Consider the following 17,910-nt stretch of genomic DNA (forward strand, 5'->3'; position numbering starts at 1 on the left):
AATGTCACTGTATAACCCATCACTAGAAAAAGATAACTGTGGTTTCGGTCTTATCGCCAACATTGAAGGTAAAACCAGCCATAAACTTGTTCGTACCGCGATATCCGCCCTCGATCGCATGACCCACCGAGGAGGAATTGCCGCAGATGGAAAAACTGGCGATGGCTGTGGTTTATTGATTAAAAAACCGGATAATTTTTATCGTATTATTGCCGCAGAAAAACAGTGGAATTTATCGCGTGAATTTGCAGTAGGCATGATATTTCTCAGTCAAGATCCGATCCTCGCTCAACATGCCCGTGAGATTATTAATCAAGAGTTAATCACTGAAACCTTGTCCATTGCGGGTTGGCGTGAAGTGCCAATTAATTCAACGGTTCTCGGTCCAATAGCTCAACAATCATTGCCTGCTATTGAGCAAGTCTTTATTAATGCGCCAGCAGGATGGAAACCTCGCGATATTGAACGTCGACTTTATATTGCTCGGCGTCGAATTGAAAAACGTATTACCGATGATAAAGAGTTCTATATTTGTAGCCTCTCCACTCAAGTCACGGTCTACAAAGGGTTATTTATGCCCGCTGATCTGCCTAAATTTTATCAAGATTTAGGGGATATTCGTTTAGAGTCATCGATCTGTTTATTCCACCAGCGGTTCTCAACCAACACTCAACCGCGATGGCCATTAGCGCAGCCTTTCCGTTACTTAGCCCATAATGGTGAAATTAATACCATAACTGGTAACCGCCAATGGGCTCGCGCTCGCGCCTATAAATTTAGCTCGCCACTGCTGCCCGACTTAAAAACAGCTGCACCTTTTGTTAATGAAACGGGGTCAGACTCATCAAGCCTTGATAATATGCTGGAGCTATTTTTAGCTGGCGGTATGGATTTATTCCGCGCCATGCGGATGTTAGTCCCACCAGCATGGCAAAATCACCCCGACATGGATCCCGCATTACGTGCCTTCTATGATTTTAACTCTAAACACATGGAACCCTGGGATGGCCCTGCTGGGATCGTAATGTCAGACGGTCGTTACGCTGCGTGTAACCTTGATCGGAATGGCTTACGCCCTGCACGTTATGTGATCACCAAAGATAAACTGATCACTATCGCCTCAGAGGTGGGAATTTGGGATTACACTCCAGATGAAGTAGCCGAAAAAGGCCGTGTTGGTCCCGGTGAATTATTGGTTATCGATACTAAATTTGCCAAAATCTGGCACTCACAAGATATTGATAACGAACTGATGAGCCGCCATCCGTATAAGCAATGGATGGATACTCATGTTCAACATTTAGTGCCCATTGAGCAGTTAGATGATAGCCATATAAGCCAACGTAGTTTGAATGACAATCAACTTAATACTCACCACAAACAATTTAATGTTAGCCGCGAAGAACTCGATCAAGTACTGCGCGTTATTGGTGAAAATGGCCAAGAAGCCACAGGCTCTATGGGTGATGATGCGCCAATGGCTGTACTGTCGTCACAGCAACGTCCCATCACCGATTATTTTCGGCAAATGTTTGCTCAGGTAACTAACCCGCCGATCGATCCCTTACGTGAAAAACATGTTATGTCACTTGCGAGCTGTATTGGGCGTGAGATTAATGTGTTCTGTGAAACAGATAGTCACGCTCAGCGAGTCGCATTTAAATCACCAGTATTATTACATTCAGATCTAAAACAATTATTGGCGCTCGACCAGCAATACTATGCTAGCAATCAACTTGATATTACTTTTGATCCTCAACACACAGACCTTGAACAAGCCATTGTCAGCCTATGTGATAAAGCACAACAGTTAGTTAAGCAAGGTGCCGTGCTGATTATATTGTCCGATCGCGCTATCAGCAAAAACACATTACCGATCCCTGCTGCCATGGCCGTTGGTGCCGTTCAACGTCGATTAGTAGATAACAATTTACGTTGTGATACTAACATTGTGGTAGAAACTGCCACTGCACGCGATCCGCATCAATTTGCAGTTCTATTAGGCTTTGGCGCTACGGCTGTTTATCCCTACCTTGCTTATGAATCTTTAGCAAAAATGGTCGATAACAACGTCATTAATAAGTCTTACCGTGAAGTAATGATCAACTACCGTAATGGTATCGATAAAGGTCTATTTAAGATCATGTCTAAAATGGGGATCTCAACCATTTCCTCTTACCGTTGTTCAATGCTATTTGAAGCTATTGGCTTAGGTAATGACATTATTGAACTGTGTTTTAAAGGCGTTTCAAGTCGTATTGCAGGCGCTGATTTTAGTGATATTCAGCAAGACTTGCACAACCTTGCCCGTACAGCATGGCTTAAACGTAAACCGATTGATCACGGCGGTTTACTGAAATATGTTCATGGGGGCGAGTTCCACGCTTATAACCCTGACGTAGTATCAACCTTACAAAAAGCGGTTAAATCGGGTAATTATCACGATTATCTCGCCTTTGCTGAACAAGTAAACCACCGCCCAGTGGCTGCTATTCGTGATTTATTAGCCTTGGCGGATACCGATAGTCCGATTGCGATAGAGAAGGTTGAAGCAGCCACTGAATTGTATAAACGCTTTGACTCCGCGGCAATGTCAATTGGCGCACTGAGTCCTGAAGCCCATGAAGCTTTAGCGATTGCGATGAACCGTTTAGGCGGTTGCTCTAACTCAGGTGAAGGTGGTGAAGATCCACGTCGTTTTGGTACTGAGCGTAACTCACGTATTAAGCAAGTGGCGTCTGGTCGTTTTGGTGTCACTCCGCATTATTTAGTCAATGCAGATGTGATCCAAATTAAAGTCGCACAAGGGGCTAAACCCGGTGAAGGCGGTCAGCTTCCTGGGCATAAAGTCACCACTGAAATCGCTAAATTGCGCTTTGCCGTTCCAGGAGTGACCTTAATTTCACCACCACCGCATCACGATATTTATTCGATTGAAGATCTGGCGCAACTGATTTTCGATCTCAAACAAGTCAATCCCAAAGCATTAGTGTCCGTCAAACTGGTTTCTGAACCCGGTGTCGGCACTATCGCTACCGGTGTTGCCAAAGCCTATGCTGATTTAATCACTATTTCAGGTTATGACGGAGGAACCGGAGCCAGCCCACTGACTTCAGTCAAATATGCAGGCAGCCCGTGGGAACTGGGGCTAGCTGAAACCCAACAAGCTCTAGTCACTAACGGCTTACGACATAAGATCCGTCTGCAAGTGGATGGCGGCTTAAAAACAGGGCTAGATGTGGTTAAGGCTACCATTTTAGGTGCAGAAAGCTTTGGCTTTGGTACTGCCCCCATGGTTGCGCTTGGGTGTAAATATCTGCGTATTTGTCACTTAAACAACTGCGCAACGGGTGTCGCAACCCAAGATGAAAAACTGCGCCGTGATTTCTTTAAAGGCTTACCAGAACAGGTAATGAATTACTTTATCGGTGTCGGCGAAGAAGTGCGTCAATTATTAGCGCAGCTTGGAGTAAAACAATTAATAGACTTAATCGGCCGTACTGATCTATTACAGCAACTTGAAGGGGTTACAGCCAAACAATCCAAACTGGATTTAAGCCCACTGTTAGTTGCACCGACACCGCAAGCAGGTAAAACAGTGTATTGCAGTGAAGCAAATTCGCCCTTTGATGATGCTCAGTTAAGCCAGCAATTACTAGAACATACCCTTAACGCCATAGAAAACCGCAGTGGCGGAGATTATCACTTCCCTATTTGCAACACTGATCGCTCAATTGGAGCCCGCTTATCCGGTGAAATTGCTCATCGCTATGGCAATCAAGGCATGGCATCAGCACCAATTAGACTCAACTTTATTGGCACCGCAGGGCAATCCTTTGGTGTTTGGAATGCTGGCGGTGTAAACCTGAATTTAACGGGTGATGCTAATGACTACGTTGGTAAAGGTATGGCCGGAGGCAAAATAGCAATTCGTCCACCACTCGGCTCAGCGTTTAAATCCAACGACGCCACTATTATTGGCAACACCTGCTTATACGGCGCTACCGGTGGCAAATTATTTGCAGCAGGTAAAGCCGGCGAACGTTTTGCAGTACGTAACTCAGGCACAATTGCGGTTGTAGAAGGGGCTGGTGATAACGCCTGTGAATATATGACGGGCGGTATTGTGGCTATTTTAGGTAAGACTGGCGTCAACTTTGGTGCCGGAATGACGGGTGGTTTTGCGTATATCTTAGATGAAGATGGCGATTTTGCAGGACGAGTGAATCCAGAGTTAATTGAGGCAGTCGCACTTGATCAACTCAAAATTCATCAAGAACATTTACGCGGGTTAATTGATCGTCACCTGCAAGAAACTGGCTCAACGCGCGCTAATGAAATTTTGGCTAACTTTGAACAATGGATACCAAAATTCTATCTTGCGAAGCCAAAATCAGCAGATATCAATACCCTATTAGGGCATCAAAGCCGTTCAGAATCTGAGCTGCGTCTTCAGGCACAATAAGGGAGGGAAAACCAAATGAGCCAGAATGTTTACCAATTTATTGATGTCGAACGTATCGACCCACCTAAAAAAGCGATTCAAATTAGAAAAATAGAATTTGTCGAAATTTATGAGCCATTTACACGTCAACAAGCCAGTGCTCAAGCAGATCGTTGCCTCGATTGTGGTAACCCTTATTGTGAGTGGAAATGCCCAGTACATAACTACATTCCACAATGGTTAAAACTTGCCAATGAGGGGCGTATTATTGAAGCGGTAGAGTTATCGCATCAAACCAACACCTTACCCGAAGTCTGTGGTCGCGTTTGTCCTCAAGATCGTTTATGTGAAGGATCATGTACCCTCAATGAAGATTTTGGCGCGGTAACTATTGGCAATGTTGAAAAATACATTACTGATAAAGCGTTTGAAATGGGCTGGAAGCCTGACATATCCAATGTTGAATGGACCGATAAAAAAGTCGCTATTATCGGTGCAGGTCCGGCTGGACTCTCATGTGCTGACGTTTTAGTGCGTAATGGCGTAAAACCCGTGGTATTTGATCGCTACCCCGAAATTGGCGGCTTACTGACGTTTGGTATTCCTTCATTTAAATTAGAAAAAGACATTATGGTCAATCGCCGTCGTGTTTTTACTGATATGGGAGTTGAGTTCCAACTTAACACTGAGGTGGGTAAAGATATCAGTATTGACACCCTGATCGCTGATTATGATGCGGTTTTCTTAGGGGTCGGCACCTATAAAAATATGCGTGCAGGGCTTGAACATGAAGATGCTAATGGCGTCTACGATGCGCTGCCGTTCTTGGTCTCTAACACTTATCGAGTAATGGCGCTTGAGCCACAACAACCGTTTATTAATATGCAAGGTAAGCGGGTGGTGGTACTTGGTGGTGGTGATACCGCTATGGATTGTGTTCGAACTTCAATTCGCCAAGGGGCTAACAATGTTATCTGTGCCTACCGTCGTGATGAAGCCAATATGCCCGGTTCTAAACGTGAAGTAAAAAATGCACGCGAAGAAGGGGTTAATTTTATGTTTAACCTCCAGCCATTAGGCATTGAAGTCGATAGCTCTGGAAACGTGATTGGCGTTAAAGTCATCAAAACCGCCTTAGGTGAACCTGATACTGCTGGTCGTCGTCGTCCAGAACCCGTTACCGATAGTGAACACATATTAGCCGCTGATGCAGTAATTATGGCATTTGGTTTTCAGCCACATGCAATGCCTTGGCTCGCTCCTTATGATGTCGAGCTTGATCAATGGGGACGAATTAAAGCGGCGGATACTGAGTTTGCTTTCCAAACCTCAAACTCAAAGATCTTTGCTGGAGGAGATGCCGTACGCGGTTCTGATCTCGTTGTCACGGCCATTGATGAAGGTCGAAAAGCCGCTGATGGTATACTTGATTATTTAGACTTGTAACCGTTATCCCTCATAAAAACGGATGAACAACACCGTGGTTGTGTGTACCACCACGGTGTCTTTATGTTGATTAACTGTGTTTAGACGAGAGTTTTGGAATAATGATTATGGCTCATGCTACAATCTTAACCATATTAGCACTGCAAGTGCACACCATTAAAAAGAGATACCATTCATGAAAATCGGCATTATTGGCGCAATGGAGCAAGAAGTTGTCATCCTTAAAGAGCAACTTACTGACTGCGAAACTCATAATAAAGCAGGTTGTACTATCTATACTGGTAAACTAAACGGTGCAGACGTTGCTTTACTACAATCAGGTATTGGCAAAGTATCAGCTGCAGTAGGTACGGCTATTTTACTTGAAACGTTTAAGCCTGATGTCGTGATTAATAGCGGTTCTGCTGGCGGTTTTGAGTCAAGCTTAAACGTCGGTGATGTGGTTATTTCAACTGAAGTACGTTACCACGATGCAGATGTAACAGCATTTGGTTACGAAATTGGTCAAATGGCACAGCAACCAGCAGCTTTCCTATCTGATGAAAAGTTAATGTCTGTCGCCGAGCAAGCACTAGCGGCATTACCACAACCACCACACGCGGTTCGTGGTTTGATTTGTACTGGCGATGCATTTGTCTGTTCAGCTGAAAAACAAAACTTTATTCGCACTCATTTCCCAACAGTGGTTGCTGTTGAAATGGAAGCGGCGGCAATTGCGCAAGCTTGCCATCAATTTAAAGTACCATTTGTGGTTGTTCGCGCAATTTCTGATGTTGCTGACAAAGAATCACCAATGAGCTTTGATGAGTTCCTGCCACTTGCAGCACAGAGTTCTTCAGTAATGGTTGCTAAAATGGTTGAATTGCTAAACTAATTCACCTTAAATGAGATGATAACTACTGATGACAACTTCGGCATTTATCGCCTCATTTATAACCAATAGCTCCCTACTGGCTTTGTGGGGAGCATTATTATTACATTGGTTATTACCCATACCCTATCCAATACACCCGTTGCGAATCTGGCACCGCTTAGCGCTATTAATTGCAACTCGGGTCAATCATCCTCATGATAATTACGCTCAACGCTTATTAGCGGGGTATTTAGCTTGGGCATTAATGTGGTTTACGGTCGTCGTGTTATTGTTCGCGACCAGTCAATTAGTCTGGTATCCCACTTTATTTCAATTAACATTATTATGGCTTGCCCTTGATTGGCAACATACCAGTCAACTTAGTCATCAATTTACGCATGCTTATAACCGCAGCGATAAAGATCAATGTCGCCAGTTGCTCGCCCCTCATCTTAATCGAAATACCACCGTTTTATCACTCCTCGGTTTAGGTAAAGCTGGCGCTGAAACCATTATTTTAAGCTATGGGCGGCATGTGGTAGGAGTACTGTTTTGGTATGCACTCGGTGGTGGTATTGCAGCTATTTTGTATCGATTAGCCATTGGTCTTGCTCGTGCATGGTCACCAACCCGTGCCCAGTATGCGATATTTGGATACCCAGCGATCCGCATTGCAGCCATCCTTGATATTGTACCGCTAAGATTATTTGCTTTATTGTTAAGTCTTGGCCGTAATGGTCAAGTAGCAATACAAGGGTTACGGCAACAAGGTGAAAATTGGCACTTACCCGGTCCCGGCTGGTTATTAGTGGTCACAGGTTACAAGCTTGCTTTATCTCTCGGCGGCCCCGCTATTTACAACAATCTTAAAATGCAGCGACCTCGTCTTGGTGGCAGGATCACACCAGCAGCACTGCATATAGCACAAATACAACAACTCATAACCCAACGACTTTATGTGTGGATCGCTGTTGAGAGCTTATTATTATACTTTTGGAGCGGAATTTTATAGTGCGTTTCTTATGTCTACTTCTGTTGGTTATCAGCACCATTACGCCAAGCGTTGCCGCAACGTTAGCCCAGCAAACCCAACGAATTATTAGCTTGTCACCTCATACGACTGAAATGGCTTACGCCGCAGGTTTAGGCAATAAACTCATTGCCGCCAGTGCTTACAGTGACTATCCTTCCGCCGCTAAAAAATTAGAACGCGTAGCAAATTATCGTGGCCTTAAAATGGAACGTATTTTAACGCTGAAACCTGATTTGATTTTAGCGTGGCAAGGCGGCAATCCTAGTCGTGAATTAGCTCGCTTAGAGCAACTTGGGATTAAAATACTCTATTCAAACCCAAAAGTATTGGCTGACATTCCCAACACATTAGAACAACTAGGGCGCTATGCTGATTCTCCACAGTCGGCACAACAAGCTGCCGCTAAATTTAGGCAACAGTTACAACAACTGCAAATAGCCAATCACAATAAACCCAAGATACGTTATTTTTATCAATTGGGTTCAACGCCATTAATGACAGTTGCTGATAGTGGTTGGCCAAGTCAAATTTTTCAATTTTGTGGTGGCGATAATATTTTTGCAAAAAGTCGTGCCGCCTATCCACAAGTCAATCAAGAACAAGTAGTAGTACGTCAGCCTCAAATAATATTTAGCGCTCAGCCAATAACAGAGACTCAACAATTATGGGCGCAATGGAAAAATCAATTCGTTGCCGTTAAACAACAACATATTTATCAGCTAAACACAAACTGGTTAAACCGACCAACACCACGCGCTTTACTGGCAATTAAACAAGTCTGTACATTGCTCGACCAAGTACGAGGTGATCACTAATCACACTATTGTGATAAACCCTGTGAATAACCTCACAAAGCATTTTATTACGGTTGTTCCTGATGAATTTATTCGTACAATCTCTGCCGCTTAACTCAACTTCATTATTCTTGTAGGTACAGAGATGCTCATTTATTTTCTCGATATGTTTGGTACTGCCATTTTTGCCGCATCAGGTGTACTTATGGCTGGACGACTACGAATGGACCCTTTTGGTGTCGTGGTGCTTGCAAGTGTAACGGCTATTGGTGGCGGTACGATTCGTGATATGGCATTAGGGGCAACACCAGTATTTTGGATCCACGATACTAACTACTTATGGGTAATTTTTATTACTTGTATTATCACTATGATCGCGACTCAACGCCCACGACGGATGCCATGGTATTTTCTCCCTGTTGCTGATGCAATTGGACTTGCGGTGTTCGTGGCCATTGGCGTTGAGAAATCATTACGTTATGGCGCATCACCATTAGTAGCAGTGATTATGGGAGTTATTACAGGGTGTGGTGGCGGTGTTATTCGTGATGTCTTAGGTCGTGAAGTACCGATGATTTTCCGTACAGAAGTTTATGCTACAGCTTGTATCATTGGTGGCGTTATCCATACGCTAAGCTTATCGCTCGGTGTCCTGCCTTCAATGGCGGCAATCATGGGAATTATCACCACCTTATCAATTCGTTTAGCTGCAATTCGATGGAACCTTTCGTTACCGACTTTTGCATTACGTAATTAACGAAATAGCACTAACTACACTTAAATGAAAAAACCGCCAGCGTTAAACGTTGGCGGTTTTTTTCACTAAAACAGCACGTTTTTATTTTTCAATCACGATTCGACTACGCTGAAAACGGCGGTAAACCAACCATATTATTGCGATAACGATAACAGCAACCACGACCCAACATTGAGTTTGATATTTATGGTAGAACGCTAAAATAGGGGCAATTTCATCCCGTAAATAAGCAGGCGCAACACCAAAAATAAGTAACCAAACCGTCACGGCTAAAAAGTTACCCATAAAAAACAATTTAGCGGGCATAGCAGCAATACCACAACCAATACACATAAATTGTTTAATACCTTCCACAAAACGGCTAATGATCAGCCCTAGCATGCCATAGCGATCAATAAAACCATGCAGTTTAGTTAGTGTTTTAGGTTTTATCCATTGCTTGCGAGTTAGTACATGTCCAAATTGGCGTCCAATAAAATAACCAATGCTATTACCAATAAAGCTGGCTCCCCAGCCAACCATAAGTACAGCAGGTAATGACATTTTGCCTGATGCCGCTAATAAACTAGCCACGACTAATAATGACTGTCCAGGCGCAGGGATCCCCATACCTTCCACGGCAATCGCCAGCGCTAAAATATAATAACCATATTGCTGCAGCAATGGCGTGAGCTCAGTAATAATATGTTGAATCGATTCCATGGCCAGTCTATATCAAAAAATGAACGTTAATTTGTGATAATAGACTGAATTTAACAGAGACCCTAACGATCAAAGCTAAAAATTAAGCTTACTAAAATGAACCTATTCAAAAAAAACGACTCTCAATAGGTAAGAATTGTTTTTAAAGCCGGCTAACCTATCGGTTACCACTGTTCTAAAATCAACCATTTTCGATCATTACCACAAATTTATAAAAAACAACATTGGTTATTTTAACTTCAATAGCACCTTATATTGAAAGCCGTTACACTTAATATTATTTATTTTTTACTCTCATCATGAATGGAAGCTCATCACCTCATATGCCAAGAATAAATAAAATACTGATCGGGATAATCAGTAGTGCGCTTATTGCCCTTATTATAGCGCCTGATATTTATGCCGAGCCGCCAGCCCAAACAGATGTCACCTACCAATTAGGCCAATCTTATCCGCTCGAATTGCCGCCATCATCAATCACTGAAACGACACCACTCACAAAATCCTCGTTAGTGTGGAAAACGTACACAATCAAAAATGGTGAAAGCTTAGCAGTGGCATTTGATCAAATAGGCTTAGACAATGGGCTATTACATCAAATAATGGCAACCAGTAATAAAACTAAAAAACTAATCTCACTCCGTCCTGGTGATCATTTAAATTTTGGGTTTGACGCCTCAGGTAAATTAATGGAATTACACCAACCATTAACGCCTCTTGAAACCTTAGTGGTAAAACGTAATCACAATAGCTTTACCGCGACGATGACTAAACAGCAGATAGAAACCCAAACCAACTATGCACAAGCAACGATTGAATCTAGTTTTTGGAATGCCGCAGATAAAGCAGGATTAACCGCGACTCAAATTATGGAAATAGCAGTGCTATTTGGTTGGGATATCGATTTTGCACTTGATATTCGAGCAGGAGATAAATTTGAGGTGCTATTTGAGCAACATTATCTTAATGGTCATCCGATTGACCATGGCAATATTCTTACTGCTACATTTACCAACATGGGACAAACTTTTACCGCAATACGTCACCAAGATGGTAAATATTATGATAAAAATGGTCAGGCTATGCGTAAAGCCTTTTTACGCTCACCCATTAACTTCCGTTATGTCAGTTCAAACTTTAACCCTCGCCGTTTACACCCTGTCACTAAGCAAGTAAAAGCACACCGAGGTACTGATTATGTGGCTCCCGTCGGCACACCGATTTGGGCTGCTGGCGATGGTGTGGTTATGGAATCAAGCTATAATAAATTTAACGGCAACTATGTCTTTATTCGCCATAATGGTAATTACGTTACTAAGTATTTACACATGACGAAACGGATGGTTAAAAGTGGTCAACGTATAAAACAAGGACAAACCATTGGAACGCTAGGTGGAACAGGACGAGTGACGGGACCACATCTGCATTATGAATTTTTAGTCAATGGTAAACATAAAAACCCACGTACAGTCGATTTACCTCAAGCCCATTCACTTTCAGGTGTAACGCAAACGGTATTTAAACAACAAGCAAATAGCAAACTAGGGCAGGTAAAAAGCTACCGTCACTTATTAGCTAAAAATGACATTTTATTACCACAAAGTTAATTTCAAACCGTTATAACTGTTTGAAATAAAAAAAGCCGTCAAAATAGACGGCTTTTTTATTTTTATAGCACAAATATGTCACAGCATTAAACGCTAAATGACGCACCACAGCCACATGTTGTAGTCGCATTAGGGTTATTAACAAAGAAACGTGAACCTTCTAAGCCTTCAGTGTAATCTACAACACCACCAACTAAATACTGTAAGCTCATTGGATCAACAACTAATGTCACGCCATTGTTTTCAATGGTCATATCACCATCATTAACTTTTTCATCAAACGTAAAGCCATATTGAAACCCACTACAACCACCACCTGTAATATATACACGTAGTTTTAATTCTGGATTTTCTTCTTCAGCGATAAGCGTTTTCACTTTATTCGCAGCCACATCAGAAAAAGTCAGCGGCAAATTAACATCGCTCATTACAAAACCTCTCAAACACTTCCATTAATTAAAGGGATTATCTAATACCTGACTATTGTGTTCAAGTATTAGCCGTCTCAACCGGAGCATCATGGGGTGAATCGTGACCTAATTTCTCTTTTTTAATCGTACGATGAAGCAATTGAGAGTAAATCGGCTGACCACCTAACATTTGAGCCATCATGGTTGCACCCAATGTTGTTACAACTAATGGTAAAATAAGGTGATAGTTATTGGTCATTTCAATGACTAATAGAATACCGGTAATAGGTGCGCGTACAGTTGCTGCAAATAATGCCCCCATTCCTGCAATAGCGAATAAACCCGGAGCAATGCCTAAATGAGGATAAATATCGAGTGCTACCGTACCAAAAAATGTACCAAATAGCGTACCTAATGCCAACATCGGCGCAAAAATACCACCAGGAGCACCGGATCCAAAACATAATAATGTTGTTACAACACGAGCAAAGAACAACAGCAGAAGCATGTTTAAGCTATAGTCGCCATTAGTTGCCGGTGGAATAAGGAACACACCACCGCCAGTTAGCTCAGGGAAGTAAAGTAATAATAAACCAAAACACCCCCCTAATAATCCACCAGTAATTAAATAACGAGTACGATTATTATGGTGAATATTAACAAACCAATCTAATGTAAAAATAATTAAGCGATTAAAAAGAACCCCGAAGCCACCAAAGAGTAATCCTAGCACTAAGAATAGCCATAAAGACGTTAGCGCAGGAGCATCATATTGCGGCATGGTAATAACCGCACTTTGACCAGATATAAATCGAAATACAATCGTCGACATCATCGCTGAAATCATTACACATTTAACCGAAATTAAACTGTAACGAAATTGCGGACGCATCTCTTCAATCACAAACATAATACCCGCCATTGGGGCATTAAATGCTGCCGCTAAACCACCAGCCGCACCAGCAGCCAATAATGAGTGACGACCTTCTTTATCTTTTAAACGGAAAATATCTGAGATCATACGACCGATATTACCGCCCATTTGTACCGTTGGACCTTCACGGCCCAAGACCATACCTGAACCTAATGCACCTAAGCCACCAAAGAACTTAACGGGAATAACACGCCACCAACGCACAGGACGCATCTCATCCATTGCGCCTTCAATTTCTGGAATACCAGAGCCTCCGGCTTCAGGAGCAAAGCGGCACACTAAAAAGTAACCAATAAAAGCGAGTATGCCACTAACAAGAAACGCCGCTAACCACAAAGGCAGTACGTTAGTAATCTCATCACGTAACCAGACGGTACGCTGCTCACTAACCCACCGCACACCAATTTCAAATAGCGTACCAACCAAGCCAGCAAGAGTACCAACTAGCGCCGAAAGAAATATAACAGAAGCAGGTGTTTTATCTTGGGTCAAGAAACGCCGAACCAAACCACTCGGTTGTAGATGGAAGGGCATATGAAGACCGCGCGATTTTTCAGTCATTAGAGAGCCGTATTATATAAGATAACGCCATTACAGCGAGAATATGAAGATAGAATCAGTTCTATAGCCTAATTCAATGTGGTTATGATTTACACTGCTAATGTTGAAAAATAGCTTTGCAACTGTGACTTGTTTCTCAAAATTAGAGTATCTACTTTTAGATTAGCATTCATTTTAAACAGTAAAATGACTCTATCTTCAGCACCACTTTAGGTACAATAAGGCAGTTTCATTCTCCACACTTCCCTACCTATAATGAATTAGGATCGAATTTTTTGTGGATTGAATCATCGCCTTACTTTTTTTATAGGATTTAACATGAGCAAAACGAACAAGTCAGCTGATTTATTTGCCAAAGCACAACAAAAAATCCCGGGGGGTGTTAACTCACCAGTAAGAGCTTTTGCTGGCGTTGGTGGCACACCATTATTTATTGATCGCGCTGATGGCGCTTATATTTTTGATGCTGATGGTAATGCATATATTGATTACGTTGGTTCATGGGGTCCAATGATACTGGGCCACAATCATGCTGCAATTCGTGATGCTGTTATTGATGCTGCACAACAAGGCTTAAGCTTTGGCGCACCAACAGCAATGGAAATCACTATGGCTGAATTAGTATCAGAGCTTGTGCCATCAATGGAAATGGTTCGTATGGTAAGTTCAGGTACAGAAGCTACCATGAGTGCTATACGTCTTGCTCGAGGCTTTACTGGTCGTGATAAGATTCTTAAATTTGAAGGATGCTACCACGGTCATGCTGACTGCCTATTAGTAAAAGCAGGATCTGGTGCCTTAACACTTGGCCAGCCAAGCTCTCCTGGTGTTCCCGCTGATTTTGCTAAACATACTTTAACTGCAACTTATAACGATCTTGATTCAGTTCGTGAAGCATTTATGGCTCAACCAGATCAAATCGCTTGTATTATCGTTGAGCCTGTTGCCGGAAATATGAATTGCATTCCACCTGTACCAGGATTCCTTCAAGGCCTACGTGAAATTTGTGATGAATTTGGTGCATTATTAATTTTAGATGAAGTTATGACAGGCTTCCGTGTCGCGCAAGGCGGTGCTCAAGCATATTATAATGTTAAACCTGATATCACTACATTAGGAAAAATCATTGGTGGTGGTATGCCTGTCGGTGCTTTTGGTGGTCGTCGTGATGTAATGGAATTTGTTGCACCAACAGGTCCAGTATATCAAGCAGGTACGCTATCAGGTAACCCTGTGGCAATGGCTGCAGGCCATGCTTGCTTAACGGTATTAACAGAAGAAGGTAATGAAAAACGCTTAGCAAATACCACTAAACGTTTAGCAAACGGCTTTAAAGCACTTGCTGACAAACATGGCATACCTTTAGCGGTAAACCAAGTTGGCGCAATGTTTGGTTTCTTCTTTATCGATCAAGATAGCGTTACTTGCTATGAAGATGTGACTAAGTGTGATGTTGAGCGCTTCAAACGTTTCTTTAATCTAATGCTTGATAAAGGGGTTTACCTTGCACCTTCAGCCTATGAAGCGTGTTTTACCTCTCTTGCACATAACGAAAAAGAAATTGATGCCACATTAGAAGCGGCAGATTTTGCCTTTGCAACACTGGCGGAAGAAGCAAAATAGCACCATTTAAAATAAATACTACAATGTTATTAAAAACATTATTTTATTAATGCTATCATAAAACAAAGGTCACTTATTGTGGCCTTTTTTTACGGCGAGTGTTTACCATCACGTCGGTCATATACAACCAATAAGTGATGAATAATATTGGTTAATTTACTGCCAAAAATAAACGGCAAGTCCAATAACAAGTACTACAACAATGAGTACTAACGATGGCTTCCATTTTTTTTTGTCATCACACCCACAATTACAACATCCCATAAGTTATCTCCTCGATAAAGACTATAATCATCAAACAACAGCAATGATTATAATGATAATCTTTATCAGTTACAGTGAGAATAACTTTTATCGATGGATTTAAAAAAGGATAAATACCGTGTCTCAACCCTTTAAGGTAGAACCACGTCATTGGATGCTGATAGTGGCACTATTTGTCGCTTCTTACGCAAGTTATAAATTAATCGAACCCTATCTTGGTCCGATTGTATTAGCGTTTATCATCTCTTTGTTATTTACGCCATTGCACAAGCGCTTACTTGCTAAAATGCCAACGCGTGAAAATACAGCTGCAATGCTGTCATGTTTTATAATGACAGTCATTATTGTTATTCCTCTGTTAGTGGTGTTTTCATCCATCGTTCACCAAGGCACGACAGTATCAAAAGAAAGCTATACCTGGTTAACAACTGGCGGGCCAAAAGAACTGTTTTCCCACCCTTTTGCTCAAAAAGCACTGGCCTTAATTGATAAATATTCGCCATTCCATGATTTTGATCCGCAGGTAATTATTCAAAAAATAGCGACAACCGCCTCTCAAGTTGGCTCTCAAGCACTGAATATCAGCGCCAAAATATTAGGTGATGCAACAAATTTACTCGTTAATTTTATGATGATGTTGTTCGTATTATTTTTCTTATTACGTGATAACGATAAAATGATCTCTGCCATTCGCCACGTTATTCCATTATCTCGTAGTCAAGAAGACGCAATCATGGAAGAGGTTGAACAAGTTGCACGATCTGCGGTACTCGGTTCTTTCTTAACCGCTCTTGCACAAGGACTTGCCGGTGGTTTTGCAATGTGGCTATGTGGATTCCAAGGTTTATTTTGGGGCTCAATGATGGCCTTTGCCTCATTAATTCCTGTTGTTGGTACCGCTTTAATTTGGATTCCAGCATCTCTGTATTTACTCTTGATTGGCGACTGGCAATGGGCTCTCTTTCTTGCAAGTTGGGGAGTTCTTGTTGTGGGATCTATCGATAACATCGTTCGCCCACTATTAATGCAAGGCAGTTCAAGTATGAATACCTTATTGATTTTCTTTTCAATTATTGGTGGTATTCAATTGTTTGGTTTAATCGGCATGATTTATGGACCCATTATTTTTGGGGTGACACTAGTGCTATTTAAAATGTATGAAGTTGAATTTCAATCCTTCCTTAAACAACAAGATAACAATTAATACTAAGTTATCACTGTCTAGCCAGCCGTTATTATTAACAACAATAACGGCGGCTCATGATTATACTTATTCTCTCTAGCTGCGCCTTTCCATCTGTCACTATTTATGGAACAATCCGCGCTCTTGAACCATGATGTCTATTTTGAGGCCAGTTAAATGTCTTACTCTGCTGCGAGCCAAGTGGTTGCTCGTCAATCTGAATTTTTTGAAAACCGCAAAGTCCTTATTGCTGGTGAATTAAATGATACCTTTGCCTCAGAATTGCTCACCACAGCACAATCGGTAACAGTATTCACGACCAATTATGGTTACTTAGGCAATATTGAACACCATCAAGCAATCGACTGCCATTTTGGTGCCGAACTTAACGCCGATCTCGATATTGATATGATCCTGCTTTATTGGCCAAAAGCAAAAGCTGAAGCTGATTATTTACTATCAATGCTACTGAGTAAATTTGCAGCTGGCGTTGAAATTTGTATTGTCGGTGAAAACCGTTGTGGCGTCAGAAGTGCAGAAAAAATGTTTGCACAATATGGTCCATTAACTAAATATGACTCAGCCCGTCGTTGTAGTTTTTACTGGGGACGTTGTGACAACCCAGCTCCAACGTTTGACATCAATAAATGGTTCCGCAGCTACCCAATTAATATTGCAGGTGTTAGCCTTACCGTCCGCTCTTTACCCGGTGTCTTTAGCCACGGTGAATTTGATAAAGGTTCAGAACTTTTACTCAATAACTTACCGGCTCTTAACGGTAAAGTTCTCGATTTTGGTTGTGGTGCAGGTGTTATTGGCGCAGTAATGAAAGCCAAGTACCCTCAAATTGACTTAGATCTGTGTGATATCAGCGCACTCGCAATTGAATCAGCAAAAGAAACATTTAAAGTTAATCAGCTCACTGCCAACTTTATCGCTACCGATGTCTATAAAAACATTGATGGTCCTTACCAATATTTAATCAGTAATCCCCCCTTTCACGCTGGCCTTAAAACATTTTATGCCGCGACTGAAACCTTTATTAATCAAGCACCGAATTATTTAAATAGTAATGGTGAATTAGTCATTGTGGCTAACTGTTTTCTACAATATCCACCATTGATTGAAGCTAGCCTTGGTCAGTGTGAGATCAGTTCGCATACCAATAAATTCAATGTCTACACTGCCAAAAAATAACGAATAGCAGTCAATAATCAAAATTTTCATTTTATAAAGGGCAGTCAATACTGCCCTTTTTTATGACGTTAAATTTGTTAATTTTGCGTCTCTTGACACGAT

The 17,910-nt window shown here is 41.8% G+C and carries 13 protein-coding genes; 10 read left to right on the forward strand and 3 right to left on the reverse strand.

All coding sequences use genetic code 11. The annotated features are described in order from the left end of the window. Position 1: 1 nt before the first annotated feature. The 6 genes from gltB to OC457_RS11860 all read left to right on the forward strand — a co-directional run bounded on the left by gltB (position 2) and on the right by OC457_RS11860 (position 9,327). Positions 2-4,465 carry a glutamate synthase large subunit gene (gene gltB / locus OC457_RS11835; RefSeq protein WP_080176260.1) on the forward strand — a complete coding sequence of 1,488 codons (4,464 nt, stop codon included), beginning with the start codon at positions 2-4 and terminating at the stop codon, positions 4,463-4,465. A gap of 15 nt (positions 4,466-4,480) precedes the next feature. After that, positions 4,481-5,890, forward strand: a complete 1,410-nt coding sequence (locus OC457_RS11840; RefSeq protein ID WP_080176261.1) for an FAD-dependent oxidoreductase — start codon at positions 4,481-4,483, stop codon at positions 5,888-5,890. Positions 5,891-6,065: 175 nt separating this feature from the next. Then, positions 6,066-6,764 (forward strand): 5'-methylthioadenosine/S-adenosylhomocysteine nucleosidase, encoded by a 699-nt coding sequence (gene mtnN / locus OC457_RS11845; RefSeq protein ID WP_080176262.1) that lies wholly within the window; start codon positions 6,066-6,068, stop codon positions 6,762-6,764. 28 nt (positions 6,765-6,792) lie between these two features. Further along, positions 6,793-7,755, forward strand: coding sequence for a cobalamin biosynthesis family protein (locus tag OC457_RS11850; protein WP_080176263.1), 963 nt, complete (start codon positions 6,793-6,795; stop codon positions 7,753-7,755). Beyond that, positions 7,755-8,591, forward strand: a complete 837-nt coding sequence (btuF, locus tag OC457_RS11855) for a vitamin B12 ABC transporter substrate-binding protein BtuF (RefSeq protein ID WP_080176264.1) — start codon at positions 7,755-7,757, stop codon at positions 8,589-8,591. Before OC457_RS11850 ends, btuF begins: the two co-directional genes overlap by 1 nt. 124 nt (positions 8,592-8,715) lie before the next feature. Then, positions 8,716-9,327: a TRIC cation channel family protein gene (locus tag OC457_RS11860; protein ID WP_080176265.1), complete on the forward strand. Its 612-nt coding sequence runs from the start codon at positions 8,716-8,718 to the stop codon at positions 9,325-9,327. Between the two features lie 81 nt (positions 9,328-9,408). Here the strand turns inward: OC457_RS11860 and OC457_RS11865 are convergent, their stop codons facing one another. After that, positions 9,409-10,029 carry a DedA family protein gene (locus OC457_RS11865; protein ID WP_080176266.1) on the reverse strand — a complete coding sequence of 207 codons (621 nt, stop codon included), beginning with the start codon at positions 10,027-10,029 and terminating at the stop codon, positions 9,409-9,411. A 323-nt stretch (positions 10,030-10,352) separates the two neighbouring features. On the opposite strand from OC457_RS11865, the gene OC457_RS11870 reads away from it, so the two are divergent. Next, positions 10,353-11,636, forward strand: a complete 1,284-nt coding sequence (locus OC457_RS11870) for a peptidoglycan DD-metalloendopeptidase family protein (protein WP_235866997.1) — start codon at positions 10,353-10,355, stop codon at positions 11,634-11,636. An 86-nt stretch (positions 11,637-11,722) separates the two neighbouring features. Here the strand turns inward: OC457_RS11870 and erpA are convergent, their stop codons facing one another. Then, entirely contained in the window at positions 11,723-12,064 is a 342-nt protein-coding gene (erpA, locus tag OC457_RS11875) for an iron-sulfur cluster insertion protein ErpA (RefSeq protein ID WP_045036017.1), read from the reverse strand. Between the two features lie 61 nt (positions 12,065-12,125). Further along, positions 12,126-13,514 (reverse strand): H(+)/Cl(-) exchange transporter ClcA, encoded by a 1,389-nt coding sequence (gene clcA, locus OC457_RS11880; RefSeq protein WP_370737976.1) that lies wholly within the window; start codon positions 13,512-13,514, stop codon positions 12,126-12,128. Between the two features lie 345 nt (positions 13,515-13,859). Between clcA and hemL the strand changes: the two genes are divergently transcribed. From hemL to rsmC, 3 genes are all read left to right on the forward strand, one after another. Further along, positions 13,860-15,164 (forward strand): glutamate-1-semialdehyde 2,1-aminomutase, encoded by a 1,305-nt coding sequence (gene hemL, locus OC457_RS11885; protein WP_080176269.1) that lies wholly within the window; start codon positions 13,860-13,862, stop codon positions 15,162-15,164. 382 nt (positions 15,165-15,546) lie between these two features. Next, a complete protein-coding gene (locus OC457_RS11890) occupies positions 15,547-16,632 on the forward strand; it encodes an AI-2E family transporter (protein ID WP_080176270.1) in 1,086 nt (361 codons plus the stop codon). Positions 16,633-16,788: 156 nt separating this feature from the next. Beyond that, the gene (gene rsmC / locus OC457_RS11895; protein ID WP_080176271.1) at positions 16,789-17,808 is read left to right on the forward strand and encodes a 16S rRNA (guanine(1207)-N(2))-methyltransferase RsmC; all 1,020 of its coding nucleotides are present in this window, start codon (positions 16,789-16,791) and stop codon (positions 17,806-17,808) included. Positions 17,809-17,910 lie beyond the last annotated feature (102 nt).

This window comes from Photobacterium toruni, assembly GCF_024529955.1.
Lineage (GTDB): Bacteria > Pseudomonadota > Gammaproteobacteria > Enterobacterales > Vibrionaceae > Photobacterium > Photobacterium toruni.